This window comes from Micromonospora sp. NPDC049114, assembly GCF_040648635.1.
Taxonomy (GTDB): Bacteria; Actinomycetota; Actinomycetes; order Mycobacteriales; family Micromonosporaceae; genus Micromonospora.
Genome location: NZ_JBEZEA010000010.1, coordinates 97,946 through 121,206 on the forward strand (window position 1 = coordinate 97,946; position 23,261 = coordinate 121,206).

A 23,261-nucleotide genomic window follows, 5' to 3' on the forward strand; every position below is an offset into this window, starting at 1 on the left:
CCGGATGTGGACCGTCGGGCCGGCGTGGCTGGGTATCGAGGTCGGCGCGTCGGCCGTTCGAGCTGCCCCGGATATGGGCCATTGGGCCGACGCGGCTGGGTATCGGGGTCGGCGCGTCGGCCGTTCGAGCTGCCCCGGATGTGGACCGTCGGGCCGGCGTGGCTGGGTATCGAGGTCGGCGCGTCGGCCGTTCGAGCTGCCCCGGATATGGGCCATTGGGCCGACGCGGCCGGGCATCGGGACCAGCGCGCCGGCCGTCTCGGCCACCTCCGGGTCGACGTCGCCCGTGTAGCGGTCGCGCGAAAGGAGTGCGCGTCTTGTGTCGGGCGGGGTGTACGGGCCCGTGCTGGGTGGGGCTGTGTGGGCGCCGTGCTGGGTGGGGTGTGTGGGTGCCGTGCTGGGCGGTCGGTGTGTGGGCCTAGGCCCTTTCCGCCGCCACCGCCGTGGTTCCGTGCCCCAAATCTGGGGCAGCTCGACAGGACCGAAGGTGCACCCTGGGGACCTGAGACGCCACAGCGCGCCGAAGCCGGCCAACGGGCTGACGACGTCGACTCGCTGGCGACGTTGACGGGCTCGCGACCGGCGTCCTGACGACTCGGCATCCCGACAGCGCCGGTCGCGTCAGAGCGGGAGCTTCATGCCCTCGTGGCTGGCCACGAAGCCGAGCCCCAGGTAGAAGCGGTGCGCGTCGGCGCGGGACTTGTCCGTGGTGAGCTGCACCAGGGCGCAGCCCCGCTGCCGGGCCTGGTCGATGGCCCAGGTCATCAACTCCCGGCCGAGGCCCTGGCCGCGTCGGTCCGAGCGGACCCGGACCGCCTCGATCAGAGACCGTTCGGCGCCGTGCCGGCCGAGCCCCGGGATGTAGGTGATCTGGAGGCAGCCGACCAGCTCACCGCCCTGCTCGGCGACGATCAGCTGGTTGCGCGGGTCGGCGCTGATGTCGGCGAACGCACGCTCGTACGCCTCATCGACCTCGGTGAAGTCGCGGGTCTTGCCCAGGACGTCGTCGGCGAGCAGGGAGATGACGGCGGGCAGGTCGGCCCGTACCGCCTCGCGGAAGATCACGTCGGTCATGCCGTCAGCGTGGCACAGCTGTCACTTGGCCGGGCAGCGCAGCCCTTCCTTGGGCACGGTCAGGTCGAGCAGGTACGCGTCGACGGCCTTGGTGATGCAGGAGGTCTGCGGGTAAGCGGTGTGCCCCTCGCCCTCCCAGGTGAGCACCCGGCCGACACCCAGCATCGAGGCGAGGCGGCCGGTCTGCTCGTACGGCGTGGCGGGGTCGCCGGTCGTGCCGACCACCACGACCGGCGGTGCGCCGTTGGCCCGACCGGTCGGGTACGGGTCCCGCCCACCCGGCCACTCGACGCAGCTCAACATGCCGACCGCGAGCGCTGGACCGAACAGCGGGTACTTCGTCCGCCACTGCGACTGCAACTGACGGATCTGCTCCCGGCTCGGCTTCTCGGTCTCGTCGGCACAGTTGATGGCGAGGTTGGCGTCGAACAGGTTCGAGTAGTGCCCGTCGCCCTCCCGGCCGGCGTACGAGTCGGCGAGGCGGAACACGTCCTTCGGGTCGCCCTCGGCCAGCCGGTCGATGGCCCGGGCCAGCTCCTGCCAGCCGGCCTCCGTGTAGAGCGAGGAGATGACCGCGTAGAAGACCCAGCCCGCCGTGGCCTCCCGCCCGTCGTCACCGCGGACCGGGGAGACCTTGGCCTTGTCGATGGCCGAGGTCACGGCGGCGCGGGCGTCCGGGGCGATCGGGCAGCGGGCGGCGTTCGCGGCGCACCAGCGGGTGAAGTTGTCGAAGGCTCGTTCGAACCCGCGGGCCTGGCTCTCCGACCCGGCGATCAGCCGCTGCTGCGGGTCGACGGCGCCGTCGAGCACCAGCGCGCGCACCCGCTGCGGGTAGAGCTGGGCGTAGATGGCGCCGAGCAGCGTGCCGTAGGAGTAGCCCAGGTAGGTGAGCTTGTCGTCGCCCACCGCCGCGCGGACCGCGTCCATGTCCCGGGCGGCCTGCTCGCTGCCGTACAGCGGCAACTGGTCGCCGTAGCGGTCCCCGCAGCCGCGCCCGATGCGCTGGCTCAGCCCCGCGAAGCCGTCGAACGACGCCTGGCTCGCCGGATCCGGGTCGTAGCCGAAGCTGGCGTCCAGGTCGGCGTCGGAGATGCACTTCACCGGACTCGACCGGGACACACCACGCGGGTCGAAGCCGACGATGTCGAAGCGTTCGGTGACCGAGGCGGGCAGCCCACCGAACTGGGGGCCGAAGGAGAGGTAGACGGCAGTGTCCACACCGGAGCCACCCGGGCCGCCGGGGTTCACCACCAGTGAGCCGATCCGGTCCCGCTGTTTGGTGGACCGGGCCCGCAGCAGGGCGATCTCGAAGGTCTCGCCGACGCCCGGCCCGGCGGTCGCCCCACCGCCGGCGCCCCAGTCCCGGGGAACCGTGATCCGGGCACACTCGTAGCGCATGTCCGGAGCGCCCCGCCCGACCAGGTCCTCAGCAGCCTCCGGGCAGGGCCGCCAGGTCGCCGACGAGCCGGCCGGCGCCGCCGCACCCTCCACGTCGGTGCGCGGCGCGAACGCCGGCAGCGTGCAGCCGGCGGTGAGCAGCGCCGCCACGGCGAAGGCGACGAGGCTGCGACGGACCCGGCGACTGGTCGTCATCCGAGGCTGGACGGCGGTGCGGCTCACGTGATCCTCCGGTGTCGGGTCGACGGCCAGGCTACGCCGGGCCGGTGGCGGCCCGATCGAGGGTGACGGCCGGATCGCCGCGCAGCACCTGGTCCACGTCGAAGCGGATCGGACGGTCGAGCTGGTCGTAGCGGCAGGAGCGGGGGTCGCGGTCCGGCCGCCAGCGGACGAACTGGGCGGTGTGCCGGAACCTCTCGCCCTCCATCGCGTCGTAACCCACCTCGACCACCAGCTCCGGACGCAGCGGCTCCCACTCCAGGTTCTTGGTGCCGGTCCACCTGCTCACCCCACCCGGAATGCGCTGGCCACGCTCGTGGTCGCCGTGCACCCACGGGTGCTCGTCGCCGATGTCCCGGTACGGCGCCAGCTCGTCGAGCAACTCGGCGCGGCGGGCCATGCTGAACGACGCGCTCACCCCGACGTGGTGCAGGACTCCCGCGTCGTCGTAGAGGCCGAGCAGCAGCGAACCCACCACCGGGCCGGACTTGTGCCAGCGGAAGCCGGCGACCACCGCGTCGGCCGTACGGGAGTGCTTGACCTTGAACATCAACCGCTTGCCCGGCTCGTACGGCAGGTCGGCCGGCTTGACGATCAGCCCGTCCAGCCCGGCGCCCTCGAAGACGTCGAACCAGCGGCGCGCGGTCTCCGGGTCGGTCGTGACCTGGGTGACGTGCACCGGCGGGCGCACCCCGGCCAGCGCCTGGACCAGACGCTCCCGGCGGCGCGGGTACGGCTGGTCGAGCAGCGTCTCGTCACCGATCGCCAACAGGTCGAAGGCGACGAAGTCGGCGGGAGTGGTCTCGGCGAGCAGCTTCACCCGCGACGCCGCCGGGTGGATGCGCTGGGCCAGCAGCTCGAAATCGAGCCGGGGCTGGCCGGACGGCCCGTCCCGCCGGATCACGATCAGCTCGCCGTCGACGGCGCACCGCTCGGGCAGCTGACGGCGGGCCTGCTCGACCACCTCGGGGAAGTAGCGGGTCATCGACTTGCCGCCCCGGCTGGCCAGCTCGACCTCGTCGCCGTCACGGAACACGATGCACCGGAACCCGTCCCACTTGGGCTCGTAGGTCACGCCGGCGGTGGTGGGCAGCTTCGAAACGCTCTTGGCCAGCATCGGCTCGACGGGCGGGTTGATCGGCAGGTCCACGGCGACCAGTCAATCAGACGGGGCCGACAGTCGTGAGGCAGATCACCGTGGGCACGGCGGTGGCGTGTCCGCCCGCGCGCCGCTCGTCCTGCCTGGGCGAATCAGATAACCCCAGGTCAGAGCTAGTTTCGCCTGGTGTCCGAGTGGGTCTGTGACTGCTGCGGGCGGTGGCGGGTGAGCGTGGAGCTGATCCGGGGCCGCTACCGCTACCGGCTGACCCGCCGTTACCCGCAGCGGTTCGGCGGTGGCCGCAACGTGCTCGGCGAGGTCGGGTCGGTGGCGGAGCTGGAGGAGCTGCTGCGTCGGCGTACCCCATTGAGTCTGGCGGACCTGCGCGAGGCCGCCTGATCCCGCGCGGCCGGCGGACCCGCGGCCCGATTGACGATCGGACCGGCCGGTGGATGCCGCCGTCACGATCCGACGGGCAGCGTCGTCGACAGGACGTGGCGGCGCCGGCCGGCGCCGCCGGGAAGGGGACGCGATGCGGTTCGAAGCGGACACGGAGATCGGCGCGGACGCCGGGCGGGTGTGGGCGCTGCTTGTCGACGTGGCGCGGTGGCCAGAGTGGACGGCCTCGGTGAGCCGGGCCGAGCGGGGTGAGTCGGGGCCCCTCGCGGTCGGTGCGACAGCCCGCCTGACCCAGCCGAAACTGCGGCCGGCGGTGTGGCGGGTCACCGAGCTGACCGAGGGGCGGGAATTCACCTGGGTCTCCGACACCCCGGGCGTGCGCACCCGCGGCGAGCACCGGGTGCTGCCGCTGCCCGGCGGGCGTACCCGGGTCGAGGTGGCCATCGACCAGGCCGGGCCGCTCGCCGGGCTGATCGGCCTGCTCTACGGCGGTCTGCTGCGGCGCTACCTCCGGCTGGAGGCCGACGGACTCAGGGCCCGAGCTGAGCGGAGCTGACGACAGGCTTCTCCAGCACCGCCAACAGGACGCCGTTCGGGTCCGGGCGGTGCGCCACGACCCGGTAGCCGAGCCGCTGGTAGAGCCGCAGATTGCGGGTGCTGTCCGCGCCGGTGAACAGGGTGAACACTGCCACCTCGGCCGGGCAGGCCGCCTCGATCGCGGCGAGCAGCGCAACGCCGATGCCCCGTCCCTGCTGGTCCGGTGCGACCGACAGACGCCCGATGTGCGCGGTGTCCCCGTCCGGACGGGCCCGCACCGAGCCGACCAGCCGGTGCCCCAGCCGGGCGGCGAGGACCGTCGTCGGGCCGGTCAACACCTCCCGGACCTCGTCCAACGTCTCGGTCAACGGTGGCAGGAACGGGTCGGCGTAGTGCTGCGCCTCGGTCAGGTACGCGGCGCGCTGCACGGTGAGGATCTCGCCGGCGTCCGCGACACCGGCCGGGACGATGCGGGGCTCGACGCTCATCCGTGCAGCACACCACAGCCGCCCGCCTCGTCCACCGGCGACCCGATCGCGACCGCCGTACCCTGGCCCGTGTCCGGCGACGACGAGGGGGAGCGGTGGCCGAGCTGACGTACCCGGAGGTGGGACGGACCCGGCAGGGCGCGCTGCCCGGCGGATACCACCACCTGCGCCACCGGACGCCGTTGCCGACCGGCTGTTTCGAGACTGCGGCCGAGGCGGTGCTGAGCTGGCGGCTGCACCGCGCCGCCGGGGTCCGGATGCGCACCGACGCGGCACGGGCCACCGAGGGTGTGCTGGTCACTGCCGGTCTCGGGGTCGGGTCGGCCCGCGTGTGGGGGCCCTGCCGGGTGGTCTGGAGCGACGAGTCGCCCACGCTCGCCGGCTTCGGCTACGGCACCCTCCCCGGTCACCCGGAGCGGGGCGAGGAGGCGTTCGTGGTCGGCCACGACGACAGCGGCGCGGTCTGGTTCGAGGTACGCGCGTTCAGCCTCCCGGACCGCTGGTTCACCCGCGCCGCCGGTCCGGCCGTCCAGGCGGTGCAGCACGCGTACGCCTGGTGGCTCGGTCGCACTCTGCGCCGGCTCTGCGCGGGACGGTGACCGGCCGGCGTCAGAAGCGGGCGAACGAGCGGATCGGGGCGCGCGGGCCGTACTTCGGCGCCTGGATGCCGGCGGCCTCCAGCAGCAGACACACCCGACCCCGATGCCCCCGGAACGGCTCCAGCAGGGCCAGCATCCGAGCGTCGTCACCCCTCGGTTCGCCGGCGAGCGCCCAGGCCACCGTGTTCGGGATGTGGTAGTCGCCGACGCTTACCGCGTCCGGGTCACCGTAGGCGATCCGGACCACCTCGGCGGCGGTCCACGGGCCGATGCCCGCGATGGCGGTCAGCCGGCGGGTGGCCTCGGTGGAGTCCACGCAGCGCTCCAGCCGATCGGCGAGCGCGGCGGCGCGACGCAGCGTGTCGGCCCGGCGCTGCTCCACGCCGAACGGGTGGAACACCCAGTACGGGGTGGCGGCCACCGCGGCGGCCTCGGGCGGCAGCAGCAGCGGTTGCAGCGGGCCGGGGGCCGGCTCCCGGAAGTGCCGCACGGTCGCCGCGTACGCCCGGTACGCCTCCTTGCCGGTGACCTTCTGCTCGAAGACCGCGCGCAGCAGCCGGGGGAACACCTGCCCGGTGGTGGGCATGCGCAGCCCTCGGTGCTCCCGGGCCAGCCGGGCGACGAGCGGGTGCGTCGACGCCAACTCGGCGAAGCCGCTCAGGTCGTCGTGCAGCCCGGCGATCCTGTCGGCGCGCTCCACCACGTGCTCGGCGCCCGGCCCGTAACCCTCGGCGAGCAGTTCACCGCCCGCCGGCCGCAGAGCGAGGGTCGCCGGCCCGTCGGGGGTGCGGGTGGCCCACCAGAACGTGCCGGCGGCGACGCGCGCGCACGGGTCGTACGGGCTGAAGGTCAGGCCGCGGACCGACGCGGCCAGCCGGTAGCCGACGGGCGGGTGCAGCACCCTCGTCGCGGCGGGCTCGGTCTCGGTCACCCTCCCACTCTGCCAGGTCAGGGTGCGGGGCCGGTCGCCGCCGTCGCCGCCGGGCTCCGGGCACGGCGATGGCCGGCCGCGGCCCTCCCCGGCTGCGACCGGCCACCGTGCCCTGGCGTAACGGGATCAGTACGAGTAACCCGAACCGCCGGCGTCGCTCGACCCGCTGTCCGCCGCCGGCGGCGCGACGGCCTTCGGCGTCGAGGTGGGCAGGCAGGTCAGGTTCTTCTTGCCGTTCTGGTCGACCACGAACCAGGTGCCGCCGACGGCCTGACCCTTCCACTGGCCGGGCTTCTTGTCGCCGATGTAGCGGTACACCGGCCAGCCGCCGATGGTGAGCTGTCGGGTGCCGTCCTGCCGGGTGACGCTGCCGACCTTGTCGTCGGAGAGGCCGGTGAGCTGCGGGTTACCGTCGGTCAACGCCGGCGGCCACACCTGCGCGCACTTGTCGACGCAGTTCGACGCGGGCGGGTCGGCGGTGTCCTTGTCGAAGCGGTACAGGACCCAGCCGTCCTGGTCGGTCACGACGTTGCCCATCCGGGCGATCTTCTTGCCGATCAACTGCTCGGTCAGCTCGACGTCCGCGGGCGGCGGCGCGTCGGCGACCGGCGCCTCCGCGGATGCCGACGCCTCGGGTTCAGCCGACGCGGTGGGCTCGGCCGCGGCGACGGCGACCGGCTCGGCCGCGCTCGAGTTCGCCCCGTCGTAACCCGCGGGAGCGCAGGCCGTTAGTGCGACCATCGCGCTCGCGACGATGACGGTCCGCTTCATCTGTGCCACGTGCCCTCCTCATTCTTGGCAGTTCACCCATAGGTACGGCGGGCAGGCTGTCAAGGTTGAAGGAGTAACAGTGGTCAATTTCACGCGAATGGATTGAACCGATGTGAGCGGCCATCCGTATGGCCCTCCACGCGGGGGCCGCAGTTCCACAACAGATCGACGCCGGTCATTGAGACAATGACCGGCGTCGAGGATGGTACGCGACTTACATGGGCACCGTGACCAGCGGACTGGCCACACCGTTGCCGTCGACCGACTGCACCTGCAGTTGCTTGATGTCGCTCGCCAACGCGGACGTCGAAGCGCTCAGCTCAAGACCCTGCGGGCGATTGTTCGTCCCGTAGCCGCCCGCGGGCACCGACCACGTCGAAATCACCTCAGTGGTGCCGTTCTTGCGCACCACCATCAAGCGGCAGACACGCGGGCCGGGCAGTTTCCGCAGGCTGAAGTTGATGCGGGTGCCGTACTCCCGCTCGACCAGGAACATCGTCGTCTGCACGCCCGTCGTCGGGTCCGTGGCGTCGACCTGGTCGCCCTCCTCCTCGGTGCCGCCGACACCCGGGCCGCTCGGCGGCGCGGTCGGCGCGCTCGTCGGCGGGTCGTTGGCGGCGGCGCTCGTCGTCGGATCCGCGAGAATCCCCGGCGCCTCGTCCCCGGCCACACTCACGAACCCGTAACCCGTCAACCCGCCGAAGACCACCACCGCCGCGGCGGTCGCGAGCAGCTGACGAAACCGGGTACGCCGTCGGTCGGCCCGGACCGCTACCAACGTCCGGTCCAGCAGCGCCGGATCGGTGGCGGTCTGCTCCAGCGCCATCATCGTCTCGCCGTCGATGCCGGAGAGCAGCCCCACCACCGGCACCATCGTCTCCAGCTCGGCCGCGCACGCCCAGCACGCGGCGAGATGCTCCTCGAACCGCTCGGTGTCCTGCTCGTCGAGCACGCCGAGCGCGTACGCGGCGACGTCCATGTGGTCTGGCCGGCTCATTCTGTCACCCCCCGCTCCTGCAGAGCCGTGCGCAGCGCGCGCAGCGCGTAGTAGACCCGCGACTTGGCGGTGCCCAGCGGAAGCCCCAACTCCTCGGCGGCCTCCGGCACCGTCCGCCCCCGGAAGTACGTCGCGATCAGGATCTCCCGATGCGACTGACTCAGCGTACGCAGCGCGTCCGCCACCGTCATCGTGCGCAGCACCCGGTCGGTGCTGTCCGCCTCGGCGAACGCGGTCAGGTCCCGGTCGTACGTCTCCGGCGGCCGGGCCTCCTGGCTGCGGTGCTCGTCGATGGCGATCCGCCGGGCCACCGTGACCAGCCACGGCCGCAGCGAACCCTGCCCCTGCGCGCCGAGACGGTGCGCGTTACGCCAGGCCCGCAGCAGCGTCTCCTGCACGATGTCCTCCGCGCGCTGCCGGTCCCCCCCGGTGAGCCGCATGACGAACATCAGCAACGGGCCGGCGTGCTCGGCGTAGAGCAGCCGGATCAACTGGTCGGAGTGGTTCGCCTCGGTTGTCGTCGCCTGGTGGCGCCCGGGCGCCGGTCGGGGCGTCACCGGACCATTTTGGCGAGACGTGGCTCGGGCGTCGACCCCCCGGGCAGACGAGGTCGGCCGCGACGACGACCGCGCGGACAACCAGTCTGCGCGAACCGCGTCGCCGTGCCAACCGGCCGCCACCGCATGCATGCAGACCTCCGGGATGTCCGTTACCAACGCCGCCCCCACAAGGCGGGCCGCCCGGTGGTACGCAGCGCCGCCCCGAGCGGATCAACAAACCGCGAAAAAAGTTCGACGGAGCGGTCGGCGGACTCGGAGCGGCCGGTCAGCGGCGGACGGAGAACAACCCCGGCGGAGGCGGATCCGAGCCGGTGGCGTCCGCGTCGCGCACCACCGCCGCGCCACCGACGAAACGGTCCAACTCGTCGCCGGCCACCACCCGCCCGGGGAACCAGTCCCCGGCCGCCCGCCGGGTCAACGCGGGCACCGGGGGAGTCGTCCGCCCGGCGACCAGCACCAGATTGCCGTACCGGCGACCGCGCAGCACCGCCGCGTCACCGACCAGGCACGCCTGCGGCAGCACCGAGCGCACCGTGGCGACCTGGGAACGGGCGTACCGCAGCGGCGGGCCGTCGGCCAGATTCGCCAGCAACCAGCCGGCCGGGCGGAGCACCCGCGCCACCTCGGCGGCGTACTCCACCGACGTGAGATGCGCCGGCGTGCGGGCACCGGCGAAGACGTCGGCGACCACCACGTCGTAGCTGGCGTCCCGTGTCGAGGCCAGCACCGCCCGCGCGTCCTGCACGCGGACCCGCAGCCGGGTGTCCGCCGGCCAGGGCAAGGCGCGGCGCACCAGCTCCACCAGAGCGCCGTCCACCTCGGACACCCGCTGGGTGGACCCGGACCGGGTGGCCGACACGTAGCGGGGCAGGGTCAGCGCCCCACCGCCCAGGTGCAGCACCCGCAGGGGCTCACCGGGCGGCGCCACCAGGTCCAGTGCGGCGGCCAGCCGCCGGACGTACTCGAACTCCAGATGCGTGGGATCGGTCAGGTCCACGTGCGACTGCGGTGCCCCGTCCAACAGCAGCGTCCACGAACCGGCCCGGTCCGGCGACGGCACCAGCTCGGCCAGCCCGGTGTCCACCTGCTCGACCACCCGGTCATCAGCCCGTTTGCGTCCCACCGCGACCGGCCCCCGCTCAGCGGCCGACGCGCGCCGCGGTGGTCAACGCGCGGTGCAGCAGACGGGAATCACCGAGCAACGCCCGCAGGCGGCGCTCCAGACCGGCGATCGGAATGAGGTTCTGCGGCGCCCGCGGATCCTTGTACGGAGTCGACGCGAAGCGGGGCAGCGTGACCAACGACAGGTCGGCCAGGTCGATCGCCGCCTCGACGGGCAGGTCGGCGGAGCACTCCACCCGGACGATCCCGGCCCACGGCGCACCCACGGCCACCGGCAGCCGCAAATACCACGACCACCCGCCCCACGCCGTGCCGAGCCGGAACACCGGTGACCGCTGACCGGACGCCAGAGACGTCACCACCGCCGTCAGCCGGGCGTCCAGGTACTGGCTGTGCTGGGTCTTGATGTAGCCGAGCGTGCGCGGCAACTGGCGGCGACTACGCAACGGGCCGTCCACCACCAACAGGTCACCGTCGACCCGGGCGGCGTCGGACACCGCCACCTCCAGCGCGGTCAACGGACCCTGCACCGCCGCCGGCAGCTTCGCCAACTCGCCGGTGCCGCCCACCCGGTGCACCGGGTAGCGGATCGCGCCCGCCACCACGTCCTGCGCCGACGGGCTCGCCGTGAACAGACCCCGGCCCACCTGCGTGCCGGCCAACTGGGCCGCACCCCGACCGAGGTCACAGCGGACCACCCCGGCCGCGTACGACGCCGCCAGCCCCGGGAAGGAACCGCCGTCCGCCTCGGCCGTCCAGATGCTCGCGTCGATCCGGCGGACCCCGTCGACAAGCAACACCACGTCCGGGGCCCGCACGTCCGCGCGTACCCCGATCGCCCGCCAGTCGACGGCCGGCAGCTCCACGTCGGCGTCGACCTGCGCGCTGCTCGGCGTCGCCGGCCCGGACGCGGACGCCTCGAACGACGCACCGTACGCCGGATCCCACGAGTCGACGAAGAACGCGGCGTCGCTCACCGGTCCGACCTTTCGTTCGCGACTGCGGGGCTCCGCTGCGCTGCACTCCTCGCGCTCACCGGCCCGTCCGTTCGACGCGCGCCGAGCGGGCATCCTTGCGCACCTCGAAGCGGACCGGGATCCGCTCGGCCAGCGCCGCGACGTGCGTGACCACGCCGACCATCCGGTCACCCCGGGCGGCCAGGTTCTCCAGGGTCGCGGCCACCGTGTCCAGGGTGGCCGTGTCCAGCGTGCCGAAGCCCTCGTCCAGGACTATCGACTCCAGACTCGCCGCGGTCGTCGACATGCCGGCCAGCTGTTCGGAGAGCGCCAGCGCCAACGCCAGCGACGCCTGGAACGTCTCGCCGCCGGAGAGGGTGCGCACACCCCGGCGCAGTCCCGCGTCATGGTGATCGACCACGAAGAACTCGCCCTTGTCGTGGACCAGCTCGTACTGGCCCGAGGACAGCTCCCGCAGGATCCCCGACGCGCCGTCGACAAGCAGGTCCAACGCCTCGGCCAGCAGCCACCGCTCGAAGTTGTTGGCCCGCAGGTGCCCCGCGAGGGCCCGCGCCACCTGCGCCTCGCGCTCGTGCCCGGCCCGCTGCTCACGCAACGTGCCGGCCTGCTCGCGGCGCTCGGCGAGCCGGCGACGGTCGGCCTCGGCCCGCTCCACCGCCACCGTCGCGGCGTGCACCGGGTCCTCGCCGACGGGCACGTCGGCGGCGGCGAAGAGGTCGGTGATCCGCCGCTGCACCGCGTCGGCCGCCGCCTCGGCGTCGGCGACGACTGTGGCCCGGCCGGCCCGGTCCGCGCGGCGGCGCTCGGCCTCGGCCGCCGCCCAGTCGGTAAGCGCCGCCCACGAGGCCGCCACGTCGTCCCGGTCGGCTGCCGGCGGACCGAACCGCGCCAGAGCGTCACGGGCCGTGTCGAAGCCCCGCCACGCCGACCGCAGACGCTCCTCGGCCGCGTCCACACCCGCGCGCGACTGGCGGGCGCTGTCCCGGCCGGCCCGTACGGCGGTCGCCGCCTCGTCCAGGGCGCGTCGCAGTCGGGCGTGCTCGGCCAACTCGCGGCGCAGCACCGCCGGCTCCGCCGCGCCCGCGAGCTGCCCGCCCAGCTCGGTCAGCCGGGCGTCCACCTGCTCCTGCCGGGCGCGGGCCTGCACCAGCAGCCGCTCCAGGTCACGCGCCGCGGCGTCGCGCTGCTGCACCACCGTCTGCGCCGCCTTGGTGGCGGCCCGCGCCGCTTTGCCGGCGGCCGTCGCGGCGGCCACCGCCGAGTCCGGCGGAACCGCCGGCACCTCGGCCACCGGGTGCTCGCACACCGGGCAGGGCGCACCGGGATGCAGGTGCACGCGCAGGCTGACCGCCAGGTCGGTGGCCTTCGCCTCCTCGTGCGCCCGGAAGGCCGCCTCCAGCTCGGTTTCGGCCCGCTCGGCGTCCGCGCGGGCGGCGGCCAGCGCCGCGACCGCCGTGGCGTGCTCCTCGTCCGCCGCGCGCACGGCCGCGCGGACCGTGTCGGCCTCGCCGGTCAGCCGATCCCGGTCGTCGTACGCCCGCAGCAGCAACCGCAGCGCGCTCTCGTCACCCGCGCCGGCCAGCTCACCGCGCAGCTTCTCCTCCCGCTCCTCGGCCAGCGACACCGCAGAGGCGGCAGCGTCGGCCTCGGCCCGGGCCGCGGTCACCGCGCGGGCCACCTCGGCCACCCCGCGCGGGGCGCGCACCCCGGACAGCACGCCCAGCTCGTCGTCGAGCGCGGTCAGGGCGGCCGCCGCCTCCCGCGCGCGTGCCCGGGCCGCCGCCAGCTCCGGCATTGCCCCGGTCACCGCGTCGGCCAGCTCGGCCATCCGGCTCACCCGGGCGTCGGCCTCGGCCAACGCCTCGTCGTCCACCCCCGTCAGGCCGGCGAGCACCTGGTCGACCGCGTCCAGCCGGGCTTCCGCCTGCGTGGCGCGCGCCGTGGCCCGCTTCTGCACGTCCTCGTAGACGCCGAGGCCGAGCAGGTTGACCAGGATCTGCTGCCGGGTCGCCGGCTTGGCGTGCAGGAAGTCGGCGAACTGGCCCTGCGGCAGCACCACGCAGCTGGTGAACTGCTCGTACGGCAGCCCGACCGCCTCCAGCACCGCGTGTTCCATCTCGGCGGGCGTCCCGGCGATCACCTCGCCGAGGTCGTCCGGGCTCAACCCGGTGTCGAGTTTGGTCACGTCGAAGCCGGCCGGCATCACCTGCAGCCCGGCGTTCGCTGTCTTCACGTTGCCCCGGCCGTCCCGGCGCACCACCCGGGTCGCCACGTACCGGGCACCGCCGGACTCGAAGACCAGCCGCACCCGGGCCTCGGTCGCCGACGGCGCGAGGGCGTTGGCCAGCCCTCGGGCGCCACCCCAGCGGGGCACCGTGCCGTAGAGGGCGAAGCAGATGGCGTCCAGCACCGTGGACTTGCCCGAGCCGGTCGGGCCGATCAGCGCGAAGAAGTCCGCGTCGGTGAAGTCGACAGTGGTCTCGTCCCGGAAGACCGTGAACCCGGCCATGTCCAACCGCATCGGACGCATCAGTGCTCGACCTCCTCGAAGAGCTCGTCGAAGAGTTCCCGTACGCCCTCGTCGTCGTGGCCCCGGCTGTCCAGGTAGTCGCCGAACAACTCACGGGGGGAACGCCCCGACCGCTGCGCGATCCGCGTGCCGCTGCCCGGCGCCGCCAGCAGCTCCGGGTCGATCCGGATCTCCAGCGCCCGGGGAAGCAGCTCCTGGACCTCCTCGCGCAGGCCCGCGCGGGGCTGCTCCCGCACGAACACCCGCAGCCAGGCGTCGGGCGCCTCGATCTCGGCGAGCTGGGCCAGTGTGCCGCGGACCGTCCGCAGCGCGCTCGCCGCGGTCACCGGCACCTCCCGCACCCGCGCGGCCGTGCTGGCGGTCACCTCGACGATCGTCACCGACGGCACGTTCTCCTGCTCGCCGAAGTCGACGGCGAGCGGGCTGCCGCTGTACCGGACCGGGCACGGGCCTTCGACGCGCTGAGCCCGGTGCAGGTGGCCCAGCGCCACGTAGTGCGCGGTCGCGGGGAAGACGGTGGCCGGCACCGCATAGCCGAGCACCGTGTGCGCGTCCCGTTCACCGCCGCCGGCCGCCGCGCCGGTCACCGTCAGGTGCGCGGTGACCAGGTGCACCCGGTCCGGCTCGGCGAAGCCCTCGGTGAGGCGGCCCAGCACCCGGCCCAGGTGGTCGGCGTACGTCTGGTTGGCCTCCGCGGCGGTCAGCTCGTACATCTCCAGCGCGCGGATGGCGTACCGCTGGGACAGGAACGGCAGCGCGGCCAGCTGCCACCGTTCCCCGCCGGCAGTGGTGCCGTCGATCACGTGCTCGGCCGGGTTCTCGCGCACGCCACCGCGCAGCGTGATGCCGGCGGCCTCGGCCCATGGCCGCAGCGCGTCCAGCGCCGGGCCGTTGTCGTGGTTGCCGCCGATCGCGACCACGTCCGCGCCGGTCCGCCGCAGCGCGGTCAGCGCCCGGGTGACCAGCCGGGTCGCCTCCGAGGTCGGCGCGGCCGTGTCGTAGAGGTCACCGGCGACGATCACCAGATCCGGCTGTTCGGCACGGGCGATGTCGATCACCCCGGCCAGGACTGCCTTGTGCTCCTCGGCCCGGGACTGCCCCTTGAGCACCTTGCCCACGTGCCAGTCGGAGGTGTGCAGGATCTTCACAGTTGCACCGGCCCTGCCTAGAACGGGATGTCGTCGTCGGTGCCGCCGCCGGAGCCCACCACGGCGAACGGGTCGGCGGACTGGGTGATCGAGCGCAGCGTCTCCGAGGGGGCGCGGCCCGCCTCGGAGACCCGGGTCGCCCACGCCGGGAAGGGGAACTCCAGGCAGAGCGGCACCGGGATGTCCGGCTGATTGACGAACATGGTGCCCGGCTTGGCGAGCAGCGCCCGCTGCCGCTGCGCGGGCGGCAGGAACCCGTACTCCGGGCGGGACGCCTCGGCCGGGTCGAGCCGGCCGACCACCCGGATCGCCGAGTTGGTGACGATGCGCCGCTCCACCTCGCTCGCCGTCTGCTGCGCGCCGATCAGGATGACCCCGAGCGACCGCCCCCGCTCGGCGATGTCGAGCAGCACCTCCTTGATGGGGGAGGAGCCCTCCCGGGGGGCGTACTTGTTGAGCTCGTCGAGGACGACGAACAGCAACGGCTTGGCGGTGCCGGACTTCTCCTTGCGCTCGAACTCGCTCTTGAGCGTCACGCCGACGACGAACCGCTGGGCCCGGTCCGGAAGGTTGTGCAGGTCGACCACCGTCACCTGGGCCGACTCGCTGGTGTTGATCGAGTGCGGGCGACGGGTCGCCAGGTCGCCGCGGATCAGCCGGGCGAGGTCCTTCTTGCTGCCGATCAGCCGGCGGGCGAACGCGTTGACGGTGCCCAGGCCGACCGCGCTGCCCGCCCAGTCGGAGCGGGTCTCGTCGTCGTTGAGCGCATCGACGATGTGGTCGACGAGATCGCCGTAGGAGCCGAGCCGGACCCCGTCGATGCTCACCCCACCGTCGGCGGGTTGGGCGTAGCGGGCCAGGTGTGCGGTGACCGAGTGCACGACCATCGTGTACTGCTGGCGCTCGTCGTCGGCGTCGGCGAAGACGTAGGGCAGCAGGCGGTCGGCACAGAACTCGCTCAGCGTCCAGTAGAAGGCGTCCACGCCGGTGAGGCGGCTGCTCACGTCGGGAGTGCCGGACGAGTCGCCGGGGCGCGGCGGGGCGTACACCCGCACGTCGGGAAAGGCGCCGGCGCTCAGGCCCAGCTTCGCGTACGCCGCTCGGGTCGGCTCGTCGAGGCGCGTGTTGGGGTGGTCGAGGAACAGCAGGTCCTCGCCCTTGACGTTGAAGATCAGCGCCTTGGCGTTCACCGCGTCGCCGCCCAGGACGCCGGATCGGAACACCGAGTAGAGCAAAAAGGTGGCGAAGCTCGTCTTGGTGGCCACACCGGAGATGCCGGAGATGGAGACGTGCGCCCCCCGGCTGCCGTCGAGGAAGTCGGCGTTCAGGTAGACCGGGACCCCGTCGCGACCCATGCCCATCGGGATGCGCCGTTCCATCCGGTCGAAGTGCAGCGCGCGTGCGCGTGCGTCGCCCTCGGCCCGGTGCACCACCGCCCCCGGGGTCGGCGGCACGTAGAACTCCGGGTCGACCCGCGTGGTGGTGACCTCGGCCGCCTCCTGCACCTGGGCGGGCAGCGTGCCGTCGGCGATGGCGAACACGTCGGAGTCGAACTGGGCGCCCTCGTGCCGGGCCCGGACCTGGGTGACCACCCCGGCGATCGTCACCGGCTCACGGTCGGGCAGTTCGCGGCGGGTGACCACCACGTCGTCGAGCTGGAGGTAACTGCCGGGCGCCACGGCCGTCCAGAACTGCAACGGGGTCGCGTCGGCGGTGCCGAGGACCCGGCCGACCGGCTGGCCCGGGCCGTCCAGGCCGTCGTGGTCGGCGTCGGTCATCGGGCGACTCGGCTCGGTCGGGCATCACGGTCGGCGCGCATGACGTGCATCCTGCCCGAGGAGTACGACAGGTCGCCACGCGACGCGGCGGAGGACACGATGCCCGGTCACACTCGCGACGCTGGGTGTGTGACCGGGCGACGGTTCGTCACTGGCGGGCGTGGCGGAGCATGAGGACGCCGTCGTCGGCGGCGAGCACGTGCCGCAGCGGCAGGTGCCGGGGCGGGCTGGCGTCGCCGGCGCTGATCCGGCCCGCGCCGGCGCCGGCGAGCAGTGGCGCGACGGTGAGGCACAGCTCGTCCACCAGGTCCGCTGCGGTGAGCGCGCCGAGCAGGTGCGGGCCGCCCTCGCAGAGCAGCTGGGTGAGCCCGCGCCGGTGCAGTTCGGCCAGGCCGGCGGCGAGGTCGACCCGGTCGGTCCCGCAGCGCAGCAGGTCGGCTACGTCGGTCAGGCCGGGCGGCGGGGTGGCGTCGGCGCGGGTGAGCACGATCGGCCGGACCGGGGCGTCGGCGAAGGCCGCCTGCGCCGGGTCCAGGTCGAGGGAGCCGGAGACGACCACCAGCGTCGGATACTCCGCCAGCCCGTTGTCCCGGCGCCAGGCGCGGCGGCGCTCGTCGAGGCGGACCGCCCGGTAACCCTCGTGGCGCAGGGTGCCGGCGGCCACCACCAGGGCGTCGCAGAGCATCCGCAGTACGCCGAAGACCCGCTTGTCCGGCTCGCCGGACAGGCCGGCGGAGTAGCCGTCCACACTCACCGCGCCGTCCAGGCTGGCGACGAAGTTCACCCGCAGTCGGGGCTGGTCCGCGCGCTGGTAGAGCGCGGTCAGCCCGGCGTCGTCGAGCGGCTGGGTTGACGGCTCGGGCCAGAGCCGCCGGATCGGAATTCCGACCGTCATTCGCCGGCCGGACCGGTGACCGGAGGGGTCGGTTCGGCGGTACGGTGCTGGCAGTCGCACCAGTTCCGGCCCGGGCAGTCGTCGTGCCGCCGGGCCCGGCACGCTCGGCAGATCATGCTCGCAGCCTAAGCCGCCGGAGGACAGGACAGCATGCCGCGTCAGATCTTCCAGTTGAAGATGTCCCTCGCCGGCGTACGTCCGTCGGTGTGGCGCCGGGTGCTCGTCCCGGCCGGCTACACGCTGGACCGACTGCACCGGGTCGCCCAGCACGCGATGGGCTGGCGGGACTGCCACCTGCACTCGTTCGAGATCGACGCGGTGGCGTACGGCGAGCCGGACCCGGACGGGGGCCTGGCGCTGCACGACGAGCTGGACGTCCGGCTGGACGCTGTCCTCGGCAAGGGCAGCAGGTTCTCCTACACGTACGACTTCGGTGACTGGTGGGAGCACGACCTCGTCGTCGAGGACGCGCTGACCGCCGACCAGGACGAGCGGTACCCGGTCTGCCTGGACGGCGAGCGGGCCTGCCCTCCGGAGGGCATCGGCGGCCCGCCGGGTTACCAGGCGCTGCTCGCGGCCCTGGCTGATCCGACCCATCCGGAGGCGCCGGTGCTGCGGGACTGGGTCGGTGCGGGCTTCGATCCGACGTTCTTCGATCCCACGGTCGCCACCACACTGCTGCGTCGCTTCTGCTGATCCCGACCGGGCGTACGGCCCGGCGTTCGTCACCTGCGGTGCCGGCCCGAAACAGGGCGGTAACGATCTGGGAACGCTCCCAATGGTCTATTGACACCCTGGTAGCGCCCCGGCAATCTCATGGGAGCGCTCCCGGGGGAGTGGCGGAAGTCTCCTTCACAGTTCTCCCCACATCGTTCAGGACCACCGGGGACCACCGGTCCGGCGACGGCAGGGGCGTTGCAGCACCCCCCACCACGCACGACACACCAAGCCTCACCACTTGAGAGGGGTCAGGATGAGCGTCACCTCACGTCGCCGCTTTGCGGCGATCGCGCTCGCGTCCGTCGCCGTACTCGCCTCGGCGACCGCCTGCGGCGGCGACGACTCGTCGTCCGATTCGGGCGGCGGCAAGGTCACTCTGGTCGTCGACGTCTTCGGCGACCAGGGCTTCGGATACGAAGATCTTTACAAGCAGTACCAGACCGAGCACCCGAACGTCACCATCCAGGAGCGCGGCAAGGGCCTCGGCCTCGGTGACTACAACACCCGGCTGACGCAGCAGATCACCGCGGGCGCCGGCGCCGGCGACGTCGTCGCGCTCGAAGAGGGCACGATCGTGCAGTTCTTCGCGCAGGCCGACAAGTTCGTGAACCTGGCCGACCACGGCGCCAACGACCTCAAGGCCAACTTCCTGCCCTGGAAGTGGGAGGGTGGCGTCACCCCCGACGGCAAGGTGCTCGGTCTCGGCACCGACGTCGGTGGCATGGCCGTCTGCTACCGCAGCGACCTCTTCAAGGCCGCCGGCCTGCCGACCGACCGCGAGCAGGTTGGCGCCCTCTGGCCGACCTGGGACGACTTCATCGCCCAGGGGCAGAAGTTCGCCGCCGCCGACAAGAAGCACAAGTTCGTCGACTCGGCCACCAACTTCTACAACATCGTGCTGATGCAGACGGCGGGCGCGGGCACCGGCTACACCTACTTCGACAAGAGCAACAAGCTCGTCATCGGCGAGAACCCGGCCGTGCAGACCGCGTTCCAGACGACCACCAAGATGATCGGCGCGGGTCTGTCGAACAACCTGCGCAGCTTCTCCAACGAGTGGAACGCCGGCTTCAAGAACGGCAGCTTCGCCACCATCGGCTGCCCGGCGTGGATGACGGGTGTCATCAAGGGTCAGGCCGGTGACGCGGCGGCCGGCAAGTGGGACGTCGCCAAGGCGCCGGGCAACGGCGGCAACTGGGGCGGTTCCTGGCTGGCCGTGCCGAAGTCCAGCAAGCACCAGAAGGAAGCCGCCGAGCTGGCCAAGTTCCTCACCAACGCCAAGGGCCAGACCGAGGCGTTCAAGAAGGTCGGCAACCTGCCCTCGTCGCCGCAGGCTCTTGAGGACCCGGCCGTGCTGGCCGCGACCAACGAGTACTTCAGCGGAGCGCCGATCGGCAAGATCTTCGCCGCCGGCGCGAAGGAGCTGAAGCCGGTCTACCTCGGCCCGAAGAACCAGGCGGTCCGGGACGCGGTCGAGAACGCGCTGCGCAGCATCGAGCAGGGCAAGGCCGCCGACGCCGCTTGGCAGGACGCGGTGAAGAACGGCCAGGCCGCAGGCAAGTAACGGCTGTGACGCGCTCACGGGTGGTGCCGCTCCGGCACCACCCGTGAACCCGCGTCGGAACGCCCTGCCGCGGCGCCCACGACGGCGTCGCCGAGTGTGAAGGACCGCTCATGAGCTCCCTGAAGACCCCCGCGCCACCGGATGCGTCGGCCCGCCGGTCGCGTCCCGCTCCGCGGCACTCACCCGCGCGCCGCCGGCAGCTGAACCGGCTGGACCTGCGCTTCACCCCGTACGTCTTCGTCCTGCCGTTCTTCGTGCTGTTCGCGATCTTCGGCGTCTACCCGATCGTCTACACGTTCTGGATCGCGATGACCGACAGGTCACCGATGAACGCGACGATCAGCTTCGTCGGTCTGGACAACTTCGTCGAGTTGTTCACGAACGATCCGCAGTTCTGGAACGCGGTGGTGAACACCTTCGGGATGTTCGCCCTCTCCACCATCCCGCAGCTGATCATCGCCCTGCTGCTGGCGAACGCCCTGAACCGGCGCATCCGCGGTCAGATGTTCTTCCGGCTGGCCATCGCGATGCCGATCATCACCTCGACCGCCGTGGTGGCGCTCATCTTCTCGATGATCTATGCCCGCGAGTTCGGCCTGATGAACTGGCTGCTCGACCTGGTCGGCGTCGGCCCCGTCGACTGGCGGGCCAACCGCTTCGCCTCCTGGTTCGCCATCGCCACGATGGTCGACTGGCGGTGGGTGGGTTACAACGCCCTGATCTACCTCGCGGCGATGCAGTCGATCAACAAGGACGTGTACGAGGCGGCCGCCCTCGACGGCGCCTCCCAGCGCCGGCAGTTCTGGTCGATCACCATCCCCCAGCTGCGTCCCACAATCATCTTCACGCTGATCATCTCGACCATCGGCGGTCTGCAGCTCTTCACCGAGCCGCTGATGTTCACCAGCGGTTCGGGCGCGCTCTCCGGCGGCACGGAGGGTCAGTTCCAGACGATCACGATGTACCTGCTGGACGTCATGAACCAGCGGTTCCGGTGGGGGTACGCGGGTGCCGTCGCACTGGTGCTCTTCCTGCTGATCGCGTCCGTCTCGTTCCTCAACTACCTGCTGGCCCGCCGAATCAGCTCCGACAAGTGAGGGTGGCCCACCCATGACCAGTACCACTCTGCGACCGCCGGCGGTCCAGCCACCGACGGCCGGGCGCAACGGCATCCGCCACCGGGCGGAGAAGCTCTGGACGGCCAGCCCACTGACCTGGTTCGGGCTCGTCCTGGGCGTGATCCTGTCGCTGTTCCCGTTCTACTGGATGATCGTCATCGCCTCGCGGACCAGCGACGCCGCGAACTCCTGGCCGCCGCCGTTCCTGCCCGGCGGCAAGCTGGGCGAGAACATCCAGCGGGTGCTCGACAACGGCGACGCGAACATCGTCAAGGGCCTGATGAACTCGTTCCTGGTGTCGGGCACGATCACGGTGGCGACCGTGTTCTTCGGCTCGCTCGCCGGGTTCGCGTTCGCGAAACTGCGCTTCCGTGGCAAGAACGCACTGTTGCTGATCATCCTGGCCTCGATGATGATTCCCATCCAGCTCGGCGTGCTGCCGCTGTACATCCTGATGGCGAAGCTGGAATGGCTGAACACCATGCCGTCGGTGACCGTGCCGTTCCTGATCGGCGGATTCGGCATCTTCATGATGCGCCAGTACGCCGAGCAGGCGGTGCCCAACGAGCTGATCGAGGCGGCCCGGGTCGACGGCTGCTCCACCTGGCGCGTCTACTGGCACGTGGTGGTGCCGGCGCTGCGACCCGCGGCGGCAGTGCTCGGGCTGCTCACCTTCATGGAGCAGTGGAACCAGTTCTTCTGGCCATTCGTGGTGCTCGCCGACCCGGCCAACCCGACCGTGCAGATCTCATTGCGCAGTCTGAACACCGCGTACTTCGCGGACAATTCTCAGATCTTCGCGGGTACGCTCATCGCGACCCTTCCGTTGTTCATCGTGTTCGTTCTGTTCGGCCGCCAGATCATTGGCGGGATCATGGAAGGTGCCGTCAAGTCGTGAGCAACCCCGCCAGCCCACCCGCCGTCGACGTCCTCGACGAGCGCCCCGGGCTGACCTTCCCACCCGGCTTCCTGTGGGGCGCCGCGACAGCGGCTTACCAGATCGAGGGGGCGGCGGCCGAGGGCGGCCGCACCCCGTCGATCTGGGACACCTTCAGCCACACCGAGGGCCTGGTGGTCAACGGACACACCGGTGACGTGGCCTGCGACCACTACCACCGGGTCCGCGACGACGTCGCCCTGATGGCCGAGCTGGGCCTGAAGTCGTACCGTTTCTCGGTCTCCTGGCCCCGGGTGCAGCCCGGCGGTTCGGGCGCGGCCAACCCGCAGGGCCTGGACTTCTACAGTCGTCTGGTCGACGACCTGCTGGCCCACGACATCGAGCCGTGGCTGACCCTCTACCACTGGGACCTGCCGCAGGAGCTTGAGGATGCCGGCGGCTGGCCGTCGCGGGACACCGCGGCGCGCTTCGCCGACTACACCACGCTCGTCGCCGACGCGCTCGGCGACCGGGTGCGCTACTGGACGACGCTGAACGAGCCGTGGTGCTCGGCGTTCCTCGGGTACGGCTCCGGCGTGCACGCCCCGGGCCGGTCGAACGGCGCGGACGCGGTCCGCGCCGGGCACCACCTGATGCTCGGGCACGGCCTGGCCGTGCAGGCGCTGCGGGCCGCCCGCCCCACCGCCGAGGTGGGCGTGACGGTCAACCTGTACCCGGTCGACCCGGCCAGCGACACCCCCGCCGACATCGACGCGGCCCGGCGGATCGACGGGCTGGCCAACCGCTTCTTCCTCGACCCGCTGCTGCGCGGTTCGTACCCGGAGGACCTGGTCGCCGACCTGCGGCCGGTGACCGACTTCGACCACGTCCGCGACGGCGACCTGGCGACCATCGCCACGCCGCTGGACCTGGTCGGGATCAACTACTACAGCCGGCACGTGGTCGCCGCGCCGGTCGAGGGCGCCGAGCCCGAGCCGTACTGGCGGGAACCGTCGTGCTGGCCGGGCAGCGAGGACGTCCGCTTCGTCAGCCGGGGATTCCCGGTCACCGACATGGACTGGGAGATCGACGCCCCGGGCCTGGTCGAGACGCTGCGGCGGGTGCACGACGAGTACACCGACCTGCCCCTGTACGTCACCGAGAACGGCTCCGCGTTCGTCGACACGGTCGTCGACGGGGAGGTCGACGACAGCGATCGGCTGGCCTACTTCGACGCCCATCTGCGCGCCTGCCACGAGGCGATCAACGCGGGCGTGCCTCTGCGGGGATACTTCGCCTGGTCACTGATGGATAATTTCGAGTGGGCCTGGGGTTACACGAAGCGTTTCGGCATGATCCACGTCGACTACGACAGCCAGCTTCGCATCCCCAAGTCCAGCGCCAGGTGGTACGCCTCGGTGATCCGACGCAACGGTCTGGCCGCACAATAGGCTCGGGCC

22 protein-coding genes and 1 pseudogene are annotated in these 23,261 nt (G+C 72.3%); 8 read left to right on the forward strand and 15 right to left on the reverse strand.

All coding sequences use genetic code 11. From position 1 onward, the window contains the following. Positions 1–213: 213 nt before the first annotated feature. The 4 genes and pseudogenes from AB0B39_RS25015 to AB0B39_RS25030 all read right to left on the reverse strand — a co-directional run. Positions 214–300: pseudogene (locus AB0B39_RS25015) on the reverse strand (bifunctional methylenetetrahydrofolate dehydrogenase/methenyltetrahydrofolate cyclohydrolase); the annotation flags it as partial. Positions 301–621: 321 nt separating this feature from the next. Next, complete coding sequence (locus AB0B39_RS25020; RefSeq protein ID WP_234588999.1) at positions 622–1,074, reverse strand: GNAT family N-acetyltransferase; 453 nt, start codon at positions 1,072–1,074, stop codon at positions 622–624. Positions 1,075–1,095: 21 nt separating this feature from the next. Next, entirely contained in the window at positions 1,096–2,667 is a 1,572-nt protein-coding gene (locus AB0B39_RS25025) for an alpha/beta hydrolase (RefSeq protein WP_357575595.1), read from the reverse strand. Between the two features lie 58 nt (positions 2,668–2,725). Continuing rightward, the gene (locus AB0B39_RS25030; RefSeq protein ID WP_357575540.1) at positions 2,726–3,841 is read right to left on the reverse strand and encodes an ATP-dependent DNA ligase; all 1,116 of its coding nucleotides are present in this window, start codon (positions 3,839–3,841) and stop codon (positions 2,726–2,728) included. Positions 3,842–3,976: 135 nt separating this feature from the next. On the opposite strand from AB0B39_RS25030, the gene AB0B39_RS25035 reads away from it, so the two are divergent. Together AB0B39_RS25035 and AB0B39_RS25040 are read left to right on the forward strand one after the other, a co-directional pair. Further along, positions 3,977–4,189, forward strand: a complete 213-nt coding sequence (locus tag AB0B39_RS25035) for a hypothetical protein (RefSeq protein ID WP_039905709.1) — start codon at positions 3,977–3,979, stop codon at positions 4,187–4,189. A 133-nt stretch (positions 4,190–4,322) separates the two neighbouring features. Next, positions 4,323–4,745, forward strand: coding sequence for an SRPBCC family protein (locus tag AB0B39_RS25040; RefSeq protein ID WP_357498591.1), 423 nt, complete (start codon positions 4,323–4,325; stop codon positions 4,743–4,745). On the opposite strand, the gene AB0B39_RS25045 is transcribed toward AB0B39_RS25040, so the two are convergent. After that, positions 4,720–5,214: a GNAT family N-acetyltransferase gene (locus AB0B39_RS25045; protein ID WP_357575541.1), complete on the reverse strand. Its 495-nt coding sequence runs from the start codon at positions 5,212–5,214 to the stop codon at positions 4,720–4,722. The genes AB0B39_RS25040 and AB0B39_RS25045 overlap by 26 nt on opposite strands. Positions 5,215–5,309: 95 nt before the next feature. Here AB0B39_RS25045 and AB0B39_RS25050 point away from each other — a divergent pair, with 95 nt between their 5' ends. Next, a complete protein-coding gene (locus tag AB0B39_RS25050) occupies positions 5,310–5,813 on the forward strand; it encodes a DUF1990 domain-containing protein (protein ID WP_357575542.1) in 504 nt (167 codons plus the stop codon). 10 nt (positions 5,814–5,823) lie between these two features. Here AB0B39_RS25050 and AB0B39_RS25055 read toward each other — a convergent pair whose 3' ends face one another. From AB0B39_RS25055 to AB0B39_RS25100, 10 genes are all read right to left on the reverse strand, one after another. Next, a complete protein-coding gene (locus tag AB0B39_RS25055; RefSeq protein WP_357575543.1) occupies positions 5,824–6,744 on the reverse strand; it encodes a DNA-3-methyladenine glycosylase 2 family protein in 921 nt (306 codons plus the stop codon). A 126-nt stretch (positions 6,745–6,870) separates the two neighbouring features. Then, complete coding sequence (locus AB0B39_RS25060; protein ID WP_234589009.1) at positions 6,871–7,524, reverse strand: hypothetical protein; 654 nt, start codon at positions 7,522–7,524, stop codon at positions 6,871–6,873. Between the two features lie 205 nt (positions 7,525–7,729). After that, positions 7,730–8,512, reverse strand: coding sequence for a zf-HC2 domain-containing protein (locus AB0B39_RS25065; RefSeq protein WP_234589010.1), 783 nt, complete (start codon positions 8,510–8,512; stop codon positions 7,730–7,732). Next, positions 8,509–9,201, reverse strand: coding sequence for a sigma-70 family RNA polymerase sigma factor (locus tag AB0B39_RS25070; RefSeq protein ID WP_007457036.1), 693 nt, complete (start codon positions 9,199–9,201; stop codon positions 8,509–8,511). Before AB0B39_RS25070 ends, AB0B39_RS25065 begins: the two co-directional genes overlap by 4 nt. A 136-nt stretch (positions 9,202–9,337) precedes the next feature. Further along, positions 9,338–10,195 carry a fused MFS/spermidine synthase gene (locus tag AB0B39_RS25075; protein WP_357575544.1) on the reverse strand — a complete coding sequence of 286 codons (858 nt, stop codon included), beginning with the start codon at positions 10,193–10,195 and terminating at the stop codon, positions 9,338–9,340. A gap of 16 nt (positions 10,196–10,211) precedes the next feature. Further along, positions 10,212–11,171, reverse strand: coding sequence for a hypothetical protein (locus AB0B39_RS25080; RefSeq protein WP_357498602.1), 960 nt, complete (start codon positions 11,169–11,171; stop codon positions 10,212–10,214). A gap of 55 nt (positions 11,172–11,226) precedes the next feature. After that, positions 11,227–13,701 (reverse strand): SMC family ATPase, encoded by a 2,475-nt coding sequence (locus tag AB0B39_RS25085; protein ID WP_357575545.1) that lies wholly within the window; start codon positions 13,699–13,701, stop codon positions 11,227–11,229. Beyond that, positions 13,701–14,849 carry an exonuclease SbcCD subunit D gene (locus AB0B39_RS25090; RefSeq protein ID WP_234581566.1) on the reverse strand — a complete coding sequence of 383 codons (1,149 nt, stop codon included), beginning with the start codon at positions 14,847–14,849 and terminating at the stop codon, positions 13,701–13,703. Before AB0B39_RS25090 ends, AB0B39_RS25085 begins: the two co-directional genes overlap by 1 nt. A gap of 17 nt (positions 14,850–14,866) precedes the next feature. Then, the gene (locus tag AB0B39_RS25095; protein ID WP_234581567.1) at positions 14,867–16,627 is read right to left on the reverse strand and encodes an ATP-binding protein; all 1,761 of its coding nucleotides are present in this window, start codon (positions 16,625–16,627) and stop codon (positions 14,867–14,869) included. A 148-nt stretch (positions 16,628–16,775) separates the two neighbouring features. Further along, complete coding sequence (locus AB0B39_RS25100) at positions 16,776–17,522, reverse strand: pyrimidine reductase family protein (protein ID WP_357575546.1); 747 nt, start codon at positions 17,520–17,522, stop codon at positions 16,776–16,778. A 150-nt stretch (positions 17,523–17,672) separates the two neighbouring features. On the opposite strand from AB0B39_RS25100, the gene AB0B39_RS25105 reads away from it, so the two are divergent. The 5 genes from AB0B39_RS25105 to AB0B39_RS25125 all read left to right on the forward strand — a co-directional run bounded on the left by AB0B39_RS25105 (position 17,673) and on the right by AB0B39_RS25125 (position 23,252). Further along, entirely contained in the window at positions 17,673–18,218 is a 546-nt protein-coding gene (locus tag AB0B39_RS25105) for a plasmid pRiA4b ORF-3 family protein (RefSeq protein WP_234581569.1), read from the forward strand. Positions 18,219–18,495: 277 nt separating this feature from the next. Continuing rightward, positions 18,496–19,806 (forward strand): extracellular solute-binding protein, encoded by a 1,311-nt coding sequence (locus tag AB0B39_RS25110; RefSeq protein ID WP_357498609.1) that lies wholly within the window; start codon positions 18,496–18,498, stop codon positions 19,804–19,806. A 110-nt stretch (positions 19,807–19,916) separates the two neighbouring features. Further along, the gene (locus AB0B39_RS25115) at positions 19,917–20,903 is read left to right on the forward strand and encodes a sugar ABC transporter permease (RefSeq protein WP_357498611.1); all 987 of its coding nucleotides are present in this window, start codon (positions 19,917–19,919) and stop codon (positions 20,901–20,903) included. A gap of 73 nt (positions 20,904–20,976) precedes the next feature. After that, entirely contained in the window at positions 20,977–21,822 is an 846-nt protein-coding gene (locus AB0B39_RS25120) for a carbohydrate ABC transporter permease (RefSeq protein ID WP_234581704.1), read from the forward strand. Continuing rightward, positions 21,819–23,252: a GH1 family beta-glucosidase gene (locus AB0B39_RS25125; protein ID WP_357575547.1), complete on the forward strand. Its 1,434-nt coding sequence runs from the start codon at positions 21,819–21,821 to the stop codon at positions 23,250–23,252. The genes AB0B39_RS25120 and AB0B39_RS25125 overlap by 4 nt, the downstream gene beginning before the upstream one ends. Positions 23,253–23,261: the final 9 nt, after the last annotated feature.

Excerpts from the sequence above, each read along its gene's own strand:
- AB0B39_RS25020 (WP_234588999.1), bottom strand. The coding sequence starts at position 1,074 with ATGACCGACGTGATCTTCCGCGAGGCGGTACGGGCCGACCTGCCCGCC.
- AB0B39_RS25025 (WP_357575595.1), bottom strand. The coding sequence starts at position 2,667 with ATGACGACCAGTCGCCGGGTCCGTCGCAGCCTCGTCGCCTTCGCCGTG.
- AB0B39_RS25040 (WP_357498591.1), top strand. The coding sequence starts at position 4,323 with ATGCGGTTCGAAGCGGACACGGAGATCGGCGCGGACGCCGGGCGGGTG.
- AB0B39_RS25045 (WP_357575541.1), bottom strand. The coding sequence starts at position 5,214 with ATGAGCGTCGAGCCCCGCATCGTCCCGGCCGGTGTCGCGGACGCCGGC.
- AB0B39_RS25065 (WP_234589010.1), bottom strand. The coding sequence starts at position 8,512 with ATGAGCCGGCCAGACCACATGGACGTCGCCGCGTACGCGCTCGGCGTG.
- AB0B39_RS25070 (WP_007457036.1), bottom strand. The coding sequence starts at position 9,201 with ATGCATGCGGTGGCGGCCGGTTGGCACGGCGACGCGGTTCGCGCAGAC.
- AB0B39_RS25085 (WP_357575545.1), bottom strand. The coding sequence starts at position 13,701 with ATGCGTCCGATGCGGTTGGACATGGCCGGGTTCACGGTCTTCCGGGAC.
- AB0B39_RS25095 (WP_234581567.1), bottom strand. The coding sequence starts at position 16,627 with ATGACCGACGCCGACCACGACGGCCTGGACGGCCCGGGCCAGCCGGTC.
- AB0B39_RS25100 (WP_357575546.1), bottom strand. The coding sequence starts at position 17,522 with ATGACGGTCGGAATTCCGATCCGGCGGCTCTGGCCCGAGCCGTCAACC.
- AB0B39_RS25105 (WP_234581569.1), top strand. The coding sequence starts at position 17,673 with ATGCCGCGTCAGATCTTCCAGTTGAAGATGTCCCTCGCCGGCGTACGT.
- AB0B39_RS25110 (WP_357498609.1), top strand. The coding sequence starts at position 18,496 with ATGAGCGTCACCTCACGTCGCCGCTTTGCGGCGATCGCGCTCGCGTCC.
- AB0B39_RS25115 (WP_357498611.1), top strand. The coding sequence starts at position 19,917 with ATGAGCTCCCTGAAGACCCCCGCGCCACCGGATGCGTCGGCCCGCCGG.